General features: G+C 59.4%; 19 protein-coding genes. 11 read left to right on the top strand and 8 right to left on the bottom strand.

Annotated elements, in window-relative coordinates; translation table 11 throughout:
- Positions 1 to 110: 110 nt before the first annotated feature.
- Positions 111 to 1,283: an XdhC family protein gene (locus BLR35_RS19035; protein WP_090385652.1), complete on the bottom strand. Its 1,173-nt coding sequence runs from the start codon at positions 1,281 to 1,283 to the stop codon at positions 111 to 113.
- Positions 1,284 to 1,645: 362 nt separating this feature from the next.
- Between BLR35_RS19035 and BLR35_RS19025 the strand changes: the two genes are divergently transcribed.
- Both BLR35_RS19025 and BLR35_RS19020 read left to right on the top strand, forming a co-directional pair.
- A complete protein-coding gene (locus BLR35_RS19025; protein ID WP_090385649.1) occupies positions 1,646 to 2,314 on the top strand; it encodes a nucleotidyltransferase family protein in 669 nt (222 codons plus the stop codon).
- A gap of 56 nt (positions 2,315 to 2,370) precedes the next feature.
- On the top strand, positions 2,371 to 3,432 hold the full coding sequence (locus BLR35_RS19020) for a phosphotransferase family protein (RefSeq protein ID WP_090385647.1): 1,062 nt from the start codon (positions 2,371 to 2,373) through the stop codon (positions 3,430 to 3,432).
- Positions 3,433 to 3,474: 42 nt separating this feature from the next.
- On the opposite strand, the gene BLR35_RS20835 is transcribed toward BLR35_RS19020, so the two are convergent.
- The 3 genes from BLR35_RS20835 to BLR35_RS21180 form a co-directional block, all read right to left on the bottom strand.
- Entirely contained in the window at positions 3,475 to 3,633 is a 159-nt protein-coding gene (locus BLR35_RS20835) for a hypothetical protein (protein WP_170831076.1), read from the bottom strand.
- Between the two features lie 100 nt (positions 3,634 to 3,733).
- Positions 3,734 to 4,318 (bottom strand): hypothetical protein, encoded by a 585-nt coding sequence (locus BLR35_RS19015; protein WP_139169329.1) that lies wholly within the window; start codon positions 4,316 to 4,318, stop codon positions 3,734 to 3,736.
- A gap of 219 nt (positions 4,319 to 4,537) precedes the next feature.
- A complete protein-coding gene (locus BLR35_RS21180; protein WP_280139376.1) occupies positions 4,538 to 4,666 on the bottom strand; it encodes a hypothetical protein in 129 nt (42 codons plus the stop codon).
- A gap of 110 nt (positions 4,667 to 4,776) precedes the next feature.
- Here BLR35_RS21180 and BLR35_RS19010 point away from each other — a divergent pair, with 110 nt between their 5' ends.
- From BLR35_RS19010 to BLR35_RS18990, 5 genes are all read left to right on the top strand, one after another.
- Positions 4,777 to 5,271, top strand: a complete 495-nt coding sequence (locus BLR35_RS19010) for a DUF309 domain-containing protein (protein ID WP_090385642.1) — start codon at positions 4,777 to 4,779, stop codon at positions 5,269 to 5,271.
- 127 nt (positions 5,272 to 5,398) lie between these two features.
- Positions 5,399 to 6,196 (top strand): M14 family metallopeptidase, encoded by a 798-nt coding sequence (locus BLR35_RS19005; protein ID WP_090385639.1) that lies wholly within the window; start codon positions 5,399 to 5,401, stop codon positions 6,194 to 6,196.
- 82 nt (positions 6,197 to 6,278) lie between these two features.
- Complete coding sequence (locus tag BLR35_RS19000) at positions 6,279 to 6,833, top strand: YeeE/YedE family protein (RefSeq protein WP_090385637.1); 555 nt, start codon at positions 6,279 to 6,281, stop codon at positions 6,831 to 6,833.
- Positions 6,833 to 7,300: a DUF6691 family protein gene (locus BLR35_RS18995; protein WP_090385634.1), complete on the top strand. Its 468-nt coding sequence runs from the start codon at positions 6,833 to 6,835 to the stop codon at positions 7,298 to 7,300. The genes BLR35_RS19000 and BLR35_RS18995 overlap by 1 nt, the downstream gene beginning before the upstream one ends.
- A gap of 53 nt (positions 7,301 to 7,353) precedes the next feature.
- A complete protein-coding gene (locus tag BLR35_RS18990; protein ID WP_090385632.1) occupies positions 7,354 to 8,337 on the top strand; it encodes a deoxyhypusine synthase in 984 nt (327 codons plus the stop codon).
- Between the two features lie 830 nt (positions 8,338 to 9,167).
- On the opposite strand, the gene BLR35_RS18985 is transcribed toward BLR35_RS18990, so the two are convergent.
- A complete protein-coding gene (locus BLR35_RS18985; protein WP_139169328.1) occupies positions 9,168 to 9,716 on the bottom strand; it encodes a DUF8121 family protein in 549 nt (182 codons plus the stop codon).
- A 240-nt stretch (positions 9,717 to 9,956) separates the two neighbouring features.
- Between BLR35_RS18985 and BLR35_RS18980 the strand changes: the two genes are divergently transcribed.
- From BLR35_RS18980 to BLR35_RS18965, 4 genes are all read left to right on the top strand, one after another.
- A complete protein-coding gene (locus tag BLR35_RS18980; RefSeq protein WP_244510287.1) occupies positions 9,957 to 10,256 on the top strand; it encodes a hypothetical protein in 300 nt (99 codons plus the stop codon).
- Between the two features lie 8 nt (positions 10,257 to 10,264).
- Positions 10,265 to 11,578 (top strand): PQQ-dependent sugar dehydrogenase, encoded by a 1,314-nt coding sequence (locus tag BLR35_RS18975; RefSeq protein ID WP_090385625.1) that lies wholly within the window; start codon positions 10,265 to 10,267, stop codon positions 11,576 to 11,578.
- 72 nt (positions 11,579 to 11,650) lie between these two features.
- Complete coding sequence (locus BLR35_RS18970) at positions 11,651 to 11,995, top strand: glutaredoxin family protein (RefSeq protein WP_090385622.1); 345 nt, start codon at positions 11,651 to 11,653, stop codon at positions 11,993 to 11,995.
- Positions 11,996 to 12,100: 105 nt separating this feature from the next.
- The gene (locus BLR35_RS18965; RefSeq protein WP_090385620.1) at positions 12,101 to 12,685 is read left to right on the top strand and encodes a DUF7110 family protein; all 585 of its coding nucleotides are present in this window, start codon (positions 12,101 to 12,103) and stop codon (positions 12,683 to 12,685) included.
- Positions 12,686 to 12,821: 136 nt separating this feature from the next.
- Here BLR35_RS18965 and BLR35_RS18960 read toward each other — a convergent pair whose 3' ends face one another.
- From BLR35_RS18960 to BLR35_RS18950, 3 genes are read right to left on the bottom strand one after another with little or no spacing between them, the layout of a single operon-like run.
- On the bottom strand, positions 12,822 to 13,298 hold the full coding sequence (locus BLR35_RS18960) for a hypothetical protein (protein WP_090385617.1): 477 nt from the start codon (positions 13,296 to 13,298) through the stop codon (positions 12,822 to 12,824).
- Entirely contained in the window at positions 13,291 to 15,006 is a 1,716-nt protein-coding gene (locus BLR35_RS18955; protein WP_139169327.1) for a coiled-coil domain-containing protein, read from the bottom strand. Before BLR35_RS18955 ends, BLR35_RS18960 begins: the two co-directional genes overlap by 8 nt.
- Positions 15,003 to 15,626 (bottom strand): hypothetical protein, encoded by a 624-nt coding sequence (locus BLR35_RS18950; protein ID WP_139169326.1) that lies wholly within the window; start codon positions 15,624 to 15,626, stop codon positions 15,003 to 15,005. Before BLR35_RS18950 ends, BLR35_RS18955 begins: the two co-directional genes overlap by 4 nt.
- Positions 15,627 to 16,323 lie beyond the last annotated feature (697 nt).

Here is a 16,323-nt window from a genome sequence, read left to right as displayed (position 1 = left end):
AGCGACGAACTGCACGAGTTAGCTTTCTTGCGGGCTTTGTACCCGTCCGTAACTATGGCCGTCGGATATAAACCAGCTACGGATCAGGTTCGACACTCGAGGAAACGGACTCAACTCGTCGGCGCGTCGGGGTCGGACGCGACGTCGACTCGGCCGTGGACCGGCCCCTCGCGCTCCGTCAGGTGACGTGGCTCGCAATCGTTGACGACCGCGAGCAGTTCGGCGACGATGCTGTGAGCGATCCCGTACGGTGATCCGCTCCCGAGATCCAGTCCGACTGGCGTGTACAATTTCGCTCGCTCGTCGGCATCGATCTGTCGCCCCTCCGTCTCGAACTTCGCGAGCATCTCCTCGAACCGTTCGCGTGGCCCCATCAACCCGACGTAGGGAACGGGCGACTCGAGCAGTGTATCGACTGCCAGCCGGTCGTCGACGAAGTTGTGGGTCATGACGACTGCGTACGTGTTTCCGTCGAGATCCAGATCCTCCCGTAGCGTGCCAGGAGAGGTCGTCATCCCGCGGTCGATAGACGGGAATCGCGCTTCCGGGTCGACGCCACCGCGAAAGCTCACGACGGTGACGCGGAAGTCGTTCAACTTCGCGAGTTCGACGACCGGACCGACGTCGTGGCCGGTCCCGAACACCACCAGTTCCGGCGGCGCCGACAGCCCGTCGACGAACAGGTCGACTCGCTCGCCCTCGACGGTCGTCTCGAGGACGTCACCACGACCGCGATCCGCGAGTTCCTCGGCGGGTTCCCGGAGCTTCTCGCGTGGCCACACCGCCACCGGTTCCGAGCCTGGCGTCCCGAATCGGTCGCCGTCGGGATAGTAGTAGAGCCGATCGCCGGTCGACAGCGATTCGGCGTCGCTCTCGAGGACGGTAACGATCGCCACGTCCTCGCCAGCGTCGAAGGCGTCGACTGCGGGCTGGTATCGCTCGGTCAGGGGCTCGAGCAACACGTCGATGATCCCGTTGCAGCCGACGCCGAGCCCCCAGACGTCGTCATCGTCTTCCATCAGGTCGTACGTGACCAGTTCGGGCCGACCCGACTCCCGAACTGACTCGGCCTGTCGCAGGAGTTCGTCCTCGAGACAGCCGGCAGTGATGCTCCCGACGCCCCCTCCCTCCTCGTCGAGCAGCATCTTCGCCCCCGGACGACGGTAGGCGTTGCCCTCGACGTCGACGATCGTCGCGAGGACGTCGGTCTCGGTCGTCTCGACTCGCTCGCGAACGCGCTGTACCACTTCGGTTTCCGGAACGCTCCAGTTACTCGCTGTCATGGTGGAGATCGATCGGTGACGGGGAATCGCCTCCGTATACGGGTCGTCTATCCGTGGTCGTGTAACTCTATCTCGCACGCGTTCCGTTCGCTCCGGTCCACAACGGGCTCCGACCTCGGTACCCGTGACGAGATCGGCGCTGGTGTGACTCCTCGCTCGACGGCTGCGTTACCGATCGTCGATGGCCACGACCAGCAACTCGTCGACGCCGTTCGCGTCGACCGAGTGGTGTAGCGACGGCAACAAAAACTACGTGGTTCGTGCGCTCGAGGAACTAGGTGAGTGCTCTCCGAGAAACCGAACAAATCGACCCTCACAACCGGTGAACCAGTCGGTGTCGTCCCTCCTTACGCAATCGACCGATGAGCGACGGGACTGCGTCAGAACCGCCAGCCGATGCCGACCTCCCGGTCGTCGAGCCACCGTTCGAGGCGACCGACGACCCTCGAGTCGGCGGCGTGGTGCTCGCGGGCGGGACGAGCGACCGCTTCGGCGATCGCAACAAGCTACTGGCATCACTCGAGGGAGCGCCGCTCGTCGCTCACGCGGCTCGAACCCTGCTCGAGACGGACGTCGATCCCGTCGTGGTCGTCGTCGGCTACGAAGCCGATCGGGTCCAGGAAGCAGTGTCGGAACTTCCAGTGACGACGGTCTCCAACCCGACGTACGAGGCGGGACAGTCGACCTCCGTTCGATCCGGAGTCGAGACGCTTCGCGAGCGGACGACGGTCGACGCCGCGGTGATCGCACTCGGAGACATGCCGTTCGTCGATCCGTCGACGGTCGACGCGCTGGTTTCGGCGTACGCCTCCGGTGCAGGCGACGCACTCGCACCAGCCTACGAGAGCGAGCGCGGCAACCCGGTCCTGTTCGATCGTCGGTTCTTCGACCTGCTGACGGCCGTCGAGGGAGACGTCGGTGGACGGCGAATTCTCCTCGAGGGCGACTCGAGCGCGCTCGTCGCGGTCGACGATCCGGGCGTGTGTCGGGACGTAGACCGGCCGAATGATCTCTCCCACGAGAAACGGTAGTGATCGATTCCGACCGGTCCCGAAAAGCCCATAAATGACACTATGACATCACATCCATGGACGAGATTCCCGAGGCACGGGAGCTTCCTAAATCGGCGCTCGAGGCGGCGGTGCAGACCATCGATCCGACCTGGGAACTCCGCGAGGCGGTCCCCGCCGAGCGCGGCTTCTGTTCGGTCTATCGACTCGTAGTCGCCGACAGCGACTCGACGCAGGAACTGTACCTGAAGGCCTCGCCCGACGGACGACCCTGGAGCATTCCGACCGAAGCGCGGCTCCAGGCGGTCCTCGAGAGCCGGACGTCGATTCCAGTTCCCGAGGTACTCGCCGTCACCGACGCTCACGAGACGCTGCCGTCCCCGCACTACCTCATGCGTGGACTCCCCGGCGAGGACGTCGCCTACGAGCACGTTGCCCGACTCGAGGACGACGCTCTGCGACGGCTCGCCCGGGAGATGGGAGCGTATCTGGCCGACCTCCACTCGGTTCCGGCGACCGAAGCGTTCGGCCACGTCCGTCACGACGGTCCCGAACTCGCCGGCGAGCAACCCAGCAGCGACCCGACGGCCCTGACGGTCGGCGACCCGTCCGACGACTGGCCGGCGTATCTGCGGGAATACGTGACCGAAGAACTCGAGCGACACGCTGACTCCCGGTTCTCACACCTGACGCCCGAACTCCGTCGGTGGCTCGAGTCGGGTATCGACGACCTGACGGGGCCGTTCGAGCCCGTCCTGGGGCGCAACGATCACGGGCTACACAACCTGCTCGTCGACCCCGAGACGGGCGAGATCACCGCCGTCCTCGACTGGGGGTACACGCTCTCCGTGCCCGCGGCCTTCGACTTCGAGTTCGCCGTCTACCTCTACAGCGGGGCCTTCCTCGCGGGACTCCCGGACGCTCGGGATCGCCGCATGCTGGTTCGGGAGGCGATGCTCGAGGGGTACCGGACAACGGCTCCGGATCGCGTCGCCGAGGTCGCGACCCCCGAGCCGCTGTACGAGGCGGCAGCGATGCTCCGGATCATGAACGACTTCGATCATCTCGATCTCCCCGTCGGAACCGAGGAGGCGGTAAAAGATCGCATCATGGAAGACGTCCGCGACCTTCTCGAGTGACGGCGGTTCCAGTGCAGGAAACCCCTCGCTCGGACGAACGGCTTACGCCTCGCCGTCGACGGCGGTGAGGAGGTCCCGTTCGTTCATCGTCTCGAGAACGTCGCGGACGGTCCGCTCCCGGCCGTCGACGAGGTTCGCCTCTTCGATCACGGCCTCGACGTGGACACGTCCCTCGAGAATCGTCAGCCGAATCGCCGACACCCACGCGGGTTCTCGCTTCGTCTCCCGACACAGACAGTGTGCAATTGCGACATGCTATTATAACGTTTTACGTGGATTGCAGTTCCGTAACCGAAGACAGTTACTCCCGTGCGAGCATCGACGGCGTTGTGCGATCCGGATAGTCGTAGTCGTCTCCGCCAATGGTGACCGTAACTTCGTCAGGTTCAGGGACTCTGTTTCCGTTTCGGTCGTCGTCAATTCGAGCGATAACCGAGTGAGGCGCGTAATCGTCTCCACCTACCGACGGAGTCTCGATCGAGAACGCCGCGTGAATGCCATCTTCGGTCCGTTCGAACCTCTCGGGGACGAGATCACGATCGGATTGCATCCCGTACTGGACGACCAGGAGGTACTCGTTTTCGAAGTCCGTCTCGTGAACGAACTCATCTACCGTCTCGTCACTAACAAATCGCGTTTCTGCAGCCTCCTCGTCGGGAATTACGTCCCAGTAGTGGTCATCGCTGCCCGTCACCCTGTCGCCTTCGATCTGATGGTATCGTACTCCCTCCTCGAGGACGTCAGCGACCTCGTAGTACGTTGTCACCGTCATCCCTGGAGGGGTTTCCGGTTCGGAGGAAAACACGTCATCGATGCTGGTCATACAGCCGGCAACGCCTGCAGTAGCTGCCGGTACGATAGCTGCGACGAGGGTACGCCGGCGCATACTACTGCTTTCAGTGGCGGAGAATAAAGAGGTAGTTCTATAGTATCCACTGCAAGTCAATGCACACCTGATCGCACGACAACTGTGCGATCAGTGTGTAACTAGCTGCAGTTGTTACTATAACTAAAATCAGTTTTGTCGCTTTTCTCCTACCGATCGTCCTCGACGCTGCTGTGGCGATCCTCGAGCGTGTCAGTATCGATAGGGTTCGACGGCACACTACTGCGACGGTTCGTCGAGCACGTCCCGCGAGTAGTCCGTCTCGCAGTTCGGACAGCGATAGTTCCCCTCGAGTCGTTCGTAGAGACGGTGCCCGCAGTTTCGACACCGGCCGTGGGGGTAGTTCATAGCCTGAATGGAGGGGCTACAGCCGAATAAGGCCTCCCCTGATACTGTGTAGGCTCTATATACGGTCGGTGAAGCGAACGGAATACTTGCACGCAGCCCCAACGACGACCGTGGACGAGCACACGCGCGATCCGACCGTCGATCCACCGCCGGACCGCGCCGACCCGCCAACGGGCTGGCTCGAGTCCGACGGGCGCTGGGAGCACGCGACCCTCCGGCGGGCGACGGTCCACGGCGTTCGGCTGTTCAACGCCGGCGAGTACCACGAGAGCCACGACTGTTTCGAGGACGAGTGGTACAACTACGGCCGCGGGCAGGCCGAGAGCGCCTTCCTCCACGGGATGGTCCAGGTCGCCGCCGGTGCGTACAAACGCCACGGCTTCGAGAACGACGACGGGATGCGGTCGCTGTTCCGGACGGCACTGCAGTACCTCCAGGGCGTCCCCCACGACTACTACGGCGTCGACGTCCTCGAGGTTCGAACGAAACTGACGAACGCCCTCGAGGAGCCCGACCGGATCGACGGCTGGCAAATCCGTCTCGACGGCGAGCGACCTACCGCACGCACAGTCGATCGGGAGTACGCTGAGACCCTCGAGGAGTAAGACGGTCTACCGGATCGATTTCGGCACAACCGCAGACGGTCGCAGTTGTGCCGTCGCTGACGTGCAGTAGTCCGTACGACCGAAGCCGAACCGTATCGCCTTTGGGTGCCCAGATCAACTAGTCTCTATGAAAGTCGCACAGCTCGGGTCGGGAACGCCGGAGGTCGCAGTCCTCGCCGGCGTCCACGGCGACGAACCCTGTGGCGTTCGCGCCGTCGAACGGATTCTCGACGAACGGCCGACCGTCGAACGGCCAGTCAAACTCGTCGTCGCCAACGAGAAGGCTCTCGAGCGACGGGTCCGGTTCGTCGACGAGGACCTCAATCGAGCGTTCCCGGGCGATCCGGATGCAAAGACCCACGAAGGGAGGCTGGCCCATCGGCTCGGCGACGAACTCGAGGGCTGTCTCACCTTCTCGATGCATTCGACTCAGAGCTACGCGGAACCGTTCACGATCGTCGATTCCGTCAGCGAGACTGCGACGGAGCTGTGTCAACGACTGCCCGTGATGGCGATGGTCGAAACGGGCGAGTTCGCGGAGGGCCGGCTGATTACCGAGGCCGAGACGATCGAGGTCGAGTGTGGGCAGCAGGGCTCCGAGACGGCCGCCCAGAACGCCGACCGGCTCATGCGGACGTTCCTGACCGCTACCGGTGCGTTACCCGGTGACACAGTCCAGCGGGAGCTCCCCGTCTATCGGCTTACCGACGTGATCCCGAAAGAGTCCGCCGAGACGTACGAGGTCTTCGTCGAGAACTTTACCGAGGTCGAGGCCGGCGAGACGTTCGCGGCCGCGGACGGCGACGAACAGGTCGCCGAGGAGTCGTTCTATCCCGTTCTCATGTCGTCCAACGGCTACCGGGACGTCTTCGGCTACGCCGCGGAGAAACTCGAGGTACTGGACGCACAGACCGCAGCCGATTAGCGTCTCCTCCGGGCGTCCGAGATACACACAAGTTTCCCCGCGGCGACAGCATTGATACCACCGCAACTCCTTCCAGCAGGTGATGAGTGTAGCGCTTACCGTTGCGTTGGTCGGGGAGCTGTTTCCGAACGGGATCAGCCACTACGCGATCGGCGGGTTGCTGGTCGGACTCGGGGTCGTCGTGATTTACCTCGGGACCGCCATCCCCGCCGGCGCGAGTACGTTCCTCGAGTCGACGCTCTCCTACGTCTCGAATCTCTCGCGATTCCAGCGGTATCGCCCCTCGCGTGACTGGCGGGTCGTCTTCACGCTCGGCATCGTCGCTGGCGCAGCGATCTACGCCGTCACGTTCCAGTCGGGACTGGTCTCGAGCGGCCTCCACCAGCCAGCCACGACCGGCCAGTTCCGCGAGGTCGGCGCGCTGACGATCTGGCTGACCGAAGTCCAGCCCTGGCGACTGTTCCTCGGCGGCATCCTGATCGGGATCGGAACCCGACTCGGGAAGGGATGTACCTCGGGCCACGGCGTCTGTGGCGTCGGCTCGGCCTCGAGTGCGTCGTTCGTCGGCGTCGCGACCTTCCTGCTGGTGGCGATCGGGGTCGCACAGCTCGTCGCGGCACTGGGGGTGAGTCCATAATGGCTGGGGAGCACGAACAACACCCGCTGTTCCTGCCGCTGGTGTTCGCCGGCGGGCTGATCTTCGGCTTCGGCCTCGGGTTCAGCCACATGGCCCAGCCCGAAGTCGTCCTGAACTTCCTCCAGTTCGACGACCTCGGCCTGCTGTTCGTCATGTTCGGGGCCGCCGTCGTCACCGGGATCACCTTCTTCGGAGTCAAACAGTTCCGGACCACGGCTCCCCTGACAGGCACGACCTACGGCCGACGACTGAAAACGCTCGACAGGAACGTCGTCGTCGGCGGCGGCATCTTCGGCGTCGGCTGGGGCCTGTCGGGGATCTGTCCCGGTGCGGCCTACGCCAGCCTCGGCGTCGGCAACGTCGTTATCCTCTACGGCATCGCCGGCATGTTCGTCGGTACATACCTCCAGGGCTACTGGCGCTCTGCACACGCCGAGACCGAATCGTCGGCGACGACGGCCGACTGATCGCATAGCGCCAAATCCGGCAACTTAAACTGCTTCTCTCCGTTCTCCCGTGTATGACCGACGACGACTCCCGCGAACACGTCGTCCCGGGGTCCGACGAGGAACTCGAGACGGCAGACGTTCGCGGCTACGACTTCCGCGACGGGGCCGACCTGTCGTCGCTGCTCGAGGCCTACGAAACGACCGGCTTCCAGGCCACGCAACTCGCCGAAGCGATCGAGATCACCGAAGGGATGCAGGCAGAAGACGCCAAAGTATATCTCACGTTCACCTCGAACATCGTCTCCTCCGGACTACGAGAGGTCGTCGCCGCGCTGATCCGAGACGGCTTCGTCGACGTCGTCATCACCACCTCCGGATCGCTGACCGAGGACGTCATCAAGACCGCAAAACCGTTCAAAATGGGGGAGTGGAAGGCCGACGAAGCGGAACTCCGCGAGCGCGGCATCAACCGACTGGGCAACATCTTCGTCCCCTCCGACCGCTACGTCTGGCTCGAGGAGTACCTCTACGACTTCTTCGACGACTTCTTCGCCGAAGAGAGCATCCGGACACCGACCGAGTTCGCGCGCGAACTCGGCGAGACGCTCGAGGACGAGGATTCGGTGCTCAAGCAGGCCGCGGACAATGATGTCCCAGTCTACTGTCCCGCGCTGACCGACGCAGAGGTCGGGAACTTCCTCTACTACTACCGGCAGCGCCAGGATACGGATTCGGACATCGGCATCGAGATTCTCGACGACTACGAAAGCATCATCGAGGACGGCATGTTCGCGGACACGACCGGCCTGATCGCCGTCGGTGGCGGCGTCCCGAAACACCACGCCATCATGACGAACCTCTTCCGCGGCGGCGCGGAGTACGCCGTCTACATCTCAACGGGGATGGAAGGCGACGGCTCGCTCTCGGGCGCACCGCCGAACGAGGCCGTCTCCTGGGGTAAGATCAAGGACGACACCGAACTGAACTACACGCAGGTCGAAGCCGAGGCGACGCTCGTCTTCCCGCTGCTCGTTGCGGAAGCATTTTACAACTAATCTGGGTTCGTAGCAGCCCCAGAAGCAGTTTTTAGTTACCGAGACGCCTCGAAAGCCCTCGGCGCGCTCGCGGCCGCTCCGCCGGATACCCTCGCTACTGCTCGGATAGTGCCGGCGGAGCGACTCCCCCGAGCGCGAGCGTGTTCACGGCTCACGCCGCTCGCCGTTCACGCCGATCGTGGCGTTCCCTCGTCGGTCACGCCACGCGCCCCTCGCCCTTTCAGTCCGCCAGGAAATACCTGCCCTTCCCCGGATCGCGGGCTCCTCGCATTGCTCGGATCCCGCTCCCGGCCGTGTGGAATCGCTTTGCTCCTATAATTGAACAGACCGCGTGGCGCGTGCTGTATAGCCGCCCGAGCAGATGCGAGGGTGGCTCGCCGATACCGCGCGAGGGAGGAGTGAGCGAGTGAAACGAGCGAACGAGTCGGCTGGGGAGGAGAGTGGTGTTGTGGGTGGGACTGAAAGGGGCTGGCTCGCGTGGCGGCGGAGCCGTGGTTCGAGAGACCTCCGGTCTCTCGTCATCTCGGAAGATCGAAGGTCTTCCGACGAGTCATCGAGGTGGCTTCGCCACCTCGAACGACCACGTTACAGGCGGTCGGCGAAGCCGACCGCCCGGTCGGTCTCTCCCCGGCGACGCAAGCACGTGACTGACGGGAACGCGCGCAGCGAGCGGCGGATGGGCGAGCGGCCCAGGGGCTTTCGAGGCAGTGACTACAGCAGTTGATGGACTATAGTAACAACTGAAACTGTTTGCACACCGATCGCACCGCTGTCGTGCGATCGGGTGCGCACTGACTTTCAGTGGCTACTATAGAGTCAGGAATCGACTTCTATTCGAACTGGACTGTCGTCCGATCTCGAGCAGTGTAGGTGGTCTCGAAAAAATCGTCGTCGGAGAAGACGATCTCGTAGTCGACTTCTAGCGGCCCCGGTTCGTCGTCACCTATCGTCTGGTGGGCCAGTACCTGGTAGCTTACTGTCCCTTCGCCGTGGTCGAGCGCCTCGACGACGATCCAGCCGTCTTCCCGATAGGTGTCGAACTCGTCGTACAGGTGCGTTCGGAGCGGCTGAACGAACATACTGTCGGGTCCCAGATCTTCGGATTCCGGCCTGAATCGAAACCGGGTGCGCTCGATACTGGTTTCGGTAGGCTGTGAGATCGTCGTTTGCAGTTGGTACGTCGACGACGTGTTCGATCGCTCACGAAACGAAACCCTGACTAGCTCCTCGTCGCGGTATTCGTGTGTGAACTGAGTCCACGTCGAGTCGCGGTCTTCGGTCGGGTTCCGAAGAGAGACCTCCTCCTCGAGTGCCGAACAACCACTGAGGGAAACGCTGGCTACCACTGCGGTTGTGGCGAGATACTGTCTGCGATTCATACAGTTCAGAAGAAACAGCCATACTATATATTTTACTGACAAATACTCTGGTTTCGTATCACAGGGTACAGGCGTAGATTACTGGCTTTCTACCGGAAGGAGGCTCGATACGCAGGCATCCCTTCTGGAGTGACCACCTGATTCGTGCTACTCTCCGAAAAGAAATCGGACCCCCGACCGACTGCGACGATCATTCGCGCTGGCCGAAGGCACTTCCACGCGCCAGCCGTAGCCTCGAGCATGACCGGAACCGACGACGACTCCGTTGGCGGCTATTCGCTCCGCCAGGAGGTACGCTGGGCCGGGCTCGCCGTCGCCGCGATCACGATCGTCGGCTGGCTCGGCGTCTTCGACGGCCTCGAAACCAGCGCGCCTCGAGCGCTCGCGGTGCAACTCGGGCAGCCCTCGTCGTCGGTACGTGGCTCGTCCTCGCTGTTCTCGGAGTTGTCGGGCTCTATCGCTGGTTCCGTTCCGGGGAGTAATTCTCCCGAAGGCGGGCGACGGGTGTCGGGCCAAGACACTCCCCGATCCGCTCCGTAGGAACGACCATGCCCCCGACCCGACGCCGATTACTATCGACTGCGGCAGCCACGGTCGTGGCCGGCACTGCTGGCTGTCTCGAGGGGGTCGCTTCGAACTCCCTCGAGCTCGCCACCCCCGAAGAGACCCCCGAAGACGACTGGACAGCGCCCGACTGGGAACCCGCGGACGGCGAACCGACCGAGGACGACGTGGAGCCGACGACGGTCGTCTCCGGCCTCGAGATCCCCTGGGACCTCACGTTCGCGGGCGAGGACGCGTTCGTCACCGAGCGAGACGGCGGTCTGCTCCGGTTCGACGCGGACGACCTCGAGACGGGCTCGGATCTCGGGCCAGGGGATGCGGAAGCCATCCTCGAGGGTGCGGACCTCCCGGATCGGTCTGCACCCGGCGAGGGTGGAACGCTGGGCGTCGCGGCCCACCCCGACTACCCCGAAGAATCCGTGCTGTTCGTCTACTACACCGTCGACGACGACGGCGTCGGGAACCGGGTGGTTCGATACGACCTCGAGAGCGGCGACCTCGAGCCGATCCTCGACGGAATTCCGGGCGCGACGACCCACAACGGCGGCCGGATCGCGTTCGGCCCCGATGGCTACCTGTGGGTGCTGACCGGCGATGCGGAGGAGCCAGCGCTCACGCAGAATCCGGGCTCGCTCGCGGGTGCCGTGTTGCGGATCGATACCGACGGCGACCCTGCACCGGACAATCCCGACTGGGGCGACGGCGAGTCGAGAACCTACACGCTCGGCCACCGGAATCCCCAGGGAATCGACTTCACACCGCAGGGGACGCCGGTGATCGCCGAACACGGACCCGCGGCTCGAGACGAGGTGGCGATGCTCCGGCCGGGCGGCAACTACGGCTGGAACGTCACGCGCGGCGGGCCGGACGACCCGGAGTACGAGAACTACGACGAGTACGAGGCAGTGACACCGCCGCTAGTCAACACCGGTCCGGAGACGACGTGGGCGCCGTCGGGACTGACGTTCTACGAGGGCGACGCGCTCGAGGCGTGGCAAAATCGGCTCTTCGTCTGTGGGCTCGTTTCGGAAACGCTGTACGGGGTGACGCTGCGGAGCGAAGACGATGATGGTGTCGAGGATGACGACGCGGACGCCGTCTACGACGACCCCTGGCTCGACGACCGCTTCACCGCGACCGTCAGCAGGCTCTTCGAGAGTACCTACGGGAGACTTCGGCACGTCGAACCCGGTCCCGAGGGCTCGCTGTACCTGCTGACCTCCAACCGCGACGGCCGCGCCGGAGGCGAGTTCCCGCTCGAGGACGACGACCGGATCGTTCGACTCGAGTCGGTTTGATGGGAACTGTGGCCGTTTTACCGGAGAGGCAATGACGCAAAACCTATCCCTCTCACCGCCATACTGCGGTGTATGGACTTCCCGCCGAACCAGGGTCTCGATCAGGAGGAGGTAAACGAACAGGTCGCCGACGTCATCGAGGAAAACGAGGTCGTCCTCTTCATGAAAGGGACCGAACTCATGCCCCAGTGTGGCTACTCGCGGAAGGCACTCGGCCTGATCGACCACCACCGCGACGAGTACGAGACCGTCGACGTTCTCGAGTCGTTAGACGAGTACCGCGTCGCACTCGAGGAGTACAGCGGCTGGGAGACGATCCCGCAGACGTTCGTCGACGGCGAGTTCGTCGGCGGCTCGGACATCTTAGAAGAGCTACAGGAACGTGGCGAACTGGCCGAGACGCTCGACGCAGAGTAAACCCCAAACTTAAATTTGTCCGTACTGGTATCTCACGCATTTAATAGCAGATCATATAAGTGACCCACGCGTAGTGGCATACAAGACTCTCGTACTCCCCCCACTATGTCATCAGAGGAATCCAGACACGTTTATCGGTTGCATTCGACGCTCGAACTCCCCCTCGAAGATCTTCACGATCACATCGACGAAGCGACGTTCCCCGACGGGGTAGACGACGTAGAGATCACACGACGGAACAACACGCTCATCCTCAAGGCAGTCGCCAAGGATCAGTCGGTCAGCAAGTACACGCCGACCGCCCAGCTCAAGGCCAGCGTCACCGAAAACCGGGTGTACGAGGAAGACCCCGAAGAGCGCCGCCAGCAGTCCTTTAGCTGGGACGAGGAGGAAGAAGAGGAGATCGAATCCGAACTCGTCGAGTTCGCCGCGTTCAAGGGCGACCGAGAGACGGTCCTCCAGAACTCGCTGCTGCAGTACGAGATGTTCCTCGTCCTCTGTGGCATCGCCGAAGCCGCCGAGAAAGGCACGCTGACCGCAATCTCCGAGCACGACGGCGAACTCGATGCCACCCGGATCGTCGACGGCGAACCGCGGCCGGCCGACGTCGAGGTCGTGGAAGGACCTCGAGACCACGGCTCCGGCGAGTCGGGCGTCAACTGGCGGGACAACAAGTTCATCAGCGACTGAGCGTATAGAAGCGTTCTATATTTGTTCACGACGGTAGTGACATCTTCAGTCAACGGAACTCAAAATGGTATAGGAAGGTTAATTAGTATTAATAAGTTGTATTTCATTAGTGTTAGAGCGAAGAGAGCCAGGCGGTTTATTGGTCAATTCCGAATATCTCTGCCTTCCGCTTTGCGATCTCCCAGTCTTCTTCAATCTCGCTTCCTGATCGATCTTTATTGACCACAGCGACCAGTTCCAGGGACCTTTCTCGTTCTTCAGTGTCTTTTTTTCGAAGTATCCTGAGACCGCGTCGAATCCCCTTAGCAAACTTCGAACCTTTATTCGTCTGTTTATAGAGCCACAGCTTCCCATCCTTCTCGACGACCACAAGACCAAGTTTATCGTACGCTCTAAAGAGATTGGAAAGCCCCTGATCGGTGGGACCGAAGCTGTCATGTTCAAAAGTCCACTCGTCTTTCCCCACTCCGTCGATCTCTTCCCGGAGATGAAATAAGGATTTAAAAAACTTCTTTCGGCCTTGGATTTCACCATCGAATTCATCAAGTAACAATAATCGGGGGTGGTATCGGCCTTCTTCCGGGTCAAGAGGGTCAGGTTCGTCGTTACTCATTTGTGAAGTCCGTCAGTTTGTATTGTCTCTCAAGGCTTAGGGTCGTTGCGTGGTTGAACTCTTGCCAGATGTACTCGTCCGATGAGGTTAATATAAATTGAATATCCAAATTCCTCATGTACGCAATGGCGTCTTCTTTGATGCCTCGATCAAGGTGTGCAAAGGGTTCGTCTAATACTATGGTCTCCCAGTCAATACTACCCCGGTCCAATGCGATTTGATTGAGGGCAATGACAAATGAGATGTTGAGGAGAACGACCTCTGCATCAGCCAAATCACCTCGGCGATCATATTCGCGTCTTCGACCGTCCTCGTTGACAAGGACGATTTCACCGTTACGCTGTAGATGAATGTTTTCTGCTATCTGGGGGGCGATTTGTTGGTAGTGGTGGTTCCACCGCTCCTCAAAGTTTGATAATTTGGTCGAAACATCCTCGTCCTCCAGCTTTGCAATGACTTCCTTTTTGGCTTCCTGTTCCTCTTCCAGATCAGAGATATCTTCGTCCAGTTCTGTGACCTTGTCTTCTATGTTCTTCAGTTTCACATCGTATTTTTCGAGGGCTTCTTCGGCCTCTACTCTCTTTTCCTTCGCTTTGGCGTGGATACTCTGAATGTCGTGGTCAAATTCCTTGAGCTGGTCGACCGCATAGCTATTGAGATCCGCTATCTCCGGCCTCTCTTCTTTGAGCGACTGTATTTCAGACTCGACTTCGTTTTTTCGCTCTCTTAGCTCCTCGAGCTCGTGGTCGATTTCATCTAATTTCCCCTCCGATTGCTGTTTCTCCGTCTCCAAATGGCTGAACGTATCTCTGATATCAGTTGATTGATTACAGAAGGGGCACTGCTTGTTATCGAGTCGGGTAGTTGCCTCACTTCTGTTGACGCGTTCGTCGCAAACCGGACAGATAAATTCCTCAAGAGCTTTGATAATGATTTCCCGGGTTTCTTCCTCTAATTCCTTAGCCCGAGTTCGTTCGTTCTGTTTCTCTCGAATATCGGTTATGAGTGAACGCTTCTCTGAGGTGAGATTGTCAATTTGGTTTTCAAGTTCAGGATCACGTTGGAGGGCGTTACTGATTTCCTCTAAGCGTCCGCTTTCAGCCAACTCCTCTACAGTAGACCATTTTTTCACTTGTGAACGGATATCGGAAAGTTGTCGCTGACGTCGACTTTGATCTCGTTCTTTGGAATTCCGTTCTGCTATCTTTCGTTCAGCCTCGGCTTCAAGTTCTTCTACTTGGTCTTGGAGATTCGCAATCCGTTCACTCAAATCGTCATTCGTAGCATCGAGCACTCGAGTGACTCGTTTCGGTTGAGGTAGACTCTCAAGCGGCAGTTCGCTTAATCGTGAATGAAGAAAATGTGCATGAACTAAATCTCGTGAACCTACTTGACGACGGACGATTTCTTCAGCTTCGTCAGGACCGAATTCCTGCTCGTCAGTTCGAACTGTCTTCCCAGGCTCACCGCGGAATATCTCCAGGTCATTGCTCAACTGTAGTTCAACAGCGTTTCCATGGCCCCTCTGCAATGCGATCGTTTCTCCGAGAAGGGCATATAGTAATGCGTTGAAGGTATGTGTTTTACCACTTTGATTTTCACCTTGAATAAGAATGTCGGTACCTGAGACGCCGTCTAACTTGATCGAGCCACCTGATGTCAGTTCAGGGCGGGCGAATTTATCGATCTGGAATTCTTGTACTTTCATGGATTAATCGATTTGGGCGTGTATTCGATCAGGCCAATCATGTCGCGGTGTTGTTGTAAAACTATCCATAATGCTACCATCCCACACAGAAATCCGATCAATGTAGAAATCATTCCGTCTATCAACACCCCTACGATAGGAGCTGAGACTACAATTAGCAGGCTGGAAAACGCAATCGCAACGACTCCTCGAGTATCCGCATCTACTGAGTCAAATTCTTCACCATCAACGTGATCAAGCAACTCTCCATCGATGACTTTCACCGAGTCAGGATCAGCCACCTCTTCAGGGAGTTGTTGACGGACCTCTGGCGTTAATTCGATTTCAGCGGCGACCGAAGTCGAATCACCTGTGGTGTCGGATAAGGTCTCCAAGTACGAGATCAGGCTTTCATCCTCATATATCCGTTCGATCACCGAGCGTGTGATCAAAAACGGTATGATAGCGATGATCAGACTCGGAGTCCCTGTGTACACTAAGAACCGCCATTTTGGTACATTATCGAGAAAAAGAATGACTACTATAGACGCATGAACGAACGTAATCGCAGTGCCAACAACAAGTCTCTGGTTACTTGAAAACTTGTGTAGGACACCTTGTGGAATATCTGATGACGGCATCTAACAGTATTCTAAAAGAATCAAGTAACTCATCCTTCAAAAATCTATCCTGAATTTGAACTTCGGTTATTAAATAGATCCACTTCTTATGGGGTACCTCTGGCATTAACTTGGCCTGCGATTTCAGCCTGTTCTACTCTACATCGAGAGTAGCAAGCTTTCCAAATTCTGCTGATTGAATAGTGATTTTCGAGTTAAATGGGGTGGTACCGATCTTAAAATTATCTTCGTCAGTCAATAATAAGATAACTCAAATTCTGACTGCACCGGCTAACATTGCTATCCAACAGAGCACCATATGAACAATATATTTGAAGGAAATTATATTTCTGCCGAAAAGAACAGATAATATCGTTCTACGCAGAATCTGAGTCTTGGCTCCGAATTTCCCTCAGGCGCTCTCGCGCATCAACAAGCCGTTCGTGTGCCATTTCATCCGACCAATTACTAAATCGAATCCTCGAATCTTCTGGTCCATATTTCGTCCAGTTGAGGCTCTCTTCGTCTTTTCGAAGATCTACGACAATAGCATCGTCTGGGGTATCACTAATTTGGTTATAGAATACTCTCCCGTCGGCTGAATCGCCATCGTCGTCCCGAAGCGTTCCTCGCCGAATAGGCATCCTTGTGAATTAGTAGACAGCCCTGCACTTAATACTGTGGCATTGATTTCAGGTGGGTAGGACCAAATAGGAGA

The organism is Natronobacterium texcoconense, assembly GCF_900104065.1.
GTDB classification, from domain to species: Archaea; Halobacteriota; Halobacteria; order Halobacteriales; family Natrialbaceae; genus Natronobacterium; species Natronobacterium texcoconense.
The sequence above is the reverse complement of the archived record's forward strand: the minus strand, read 5'-3'. Positions and strand labels throughout refer to the sequence as shown.

Bases quoted from the DNA above. Each gene is read 5' to 3' on its own strand.
- BLR35_RS19035 (WP_090385652.1), bottom strand. From the start codon at position 1,283: ATGACAGCGAGTAACTGGAGCGTTCCGGAAACCGAAGTGGTACAGCGC.
- BLR35_RS19025 (WP_090385649.1), top strand. From the start codon at position 1,646: ATGAGCGACGGGACTGCGTCAGAACCGCCAGCCGATGCCGACCTCCCG.
- BLR35_RS19020 (WP_090385647.1), top strand. From the start codon at position 2,371: ATGGACGAGATTCCCGAGGCACGGGAGCTTCCTAAATCGGCGCTCGAG.
- BLR35_RS19015 (WP_139169329.1), bottom strand. From the start codon at position 4,318: ATGCGCCGGCGTACCCTCGTCGCAGCTATCGTACCGGCAGCTACTGCA.
- BLR35_RS21180 (WP_280139376.1), bottom strand. From the start codon at position 4,666: ATGAACTACCCCCACGGCCGGTGTCGAAACTGCGGGCACCGTCTCTAC.
- BLR35_RS19005 (WP_090385639.1), top strand. From the start codon at position 5,399: ATGAAAGTCGCACAGCTCGGGTCGGGAACGCCGGAGGTCGCAGTCCTC.
- BLR35_RS19000 (WP_090385637.1), top strand. From the start codon at position 6,279: ATGAGTGTAGCGCTTACCGTTGCGTTGGTCGGGGAGCTGTTTCCGAAC.
- BLR35_RS18995 (WP_090385634.1), top strand. From the start codon at position 6,833: ATGGCTGGGGAGCACGAACAACACCCGCTGTTCCTGCCGCTGGTGTTC.
- BLR35_RS18990 (WP_090385632.1), top strand. From the start codon at position 7,354: ATGACCGACGACGACTCCCGCGAACACGTCGTCCCGGGGTCCGACGAG.
- BLR35_RS18985 (WP_139169328.1), bottom strand. From the start codon at position 9,716: ATGAATCGCAGACAGTATCTCGCCACAACCGCAGTGGTAGCCAGCGTT.
- BLR35_RS18980 (WP_244510287.1), top strand. From the start codon at position 9,957: ATGACCGGAACCGACGACGACTCCGTTGGCGGCTATTCGCTCCGCCAG.
- BLR35_RS18975 (WP_090385625.1), top strand. From the start codon at position 10,265: ATGCCCCCGACCCGACGCCGATTACTATCGACTGCGGCAGCCACGGTC.
- BLR35_RS18970 (WP_090385622.1), top strand. From the start codon at position 11,651: ATGGACTTCCCGCCGAACCAGGGTCTCGATCAGGAGGAGGTAAACGAA.
- BLR35_RS18965 (WP_090385620.1), top strand. From the start codon at position 12,101: ATGTCATCAGAGGAATCCAGACACGTTTATCGGTTGCATTCGACGCTC.
- BLR35_RS18960 (WP_090385617.1), bottom strand. From the start codon at position 13,298: ATGAGTAACGACGAACCTGACCCTCTTGACCCGGAAGAAGGCCGATAC.
- BLR35_RS18955 (WP_139169327.1), bottom strand. From the start codon at position 15,006: ATGAAAGTACAAGAATTCCAGATCGATAAATTCGCCCGCCCTGAACTG.
- BLR35_RS18950 (WP_139169326.1), bottom strand. From the start codon at position 15,626: ATGCCGTCATCAGATATTCCACAAGGTGTCCTACACAAGTTTTCAAGT.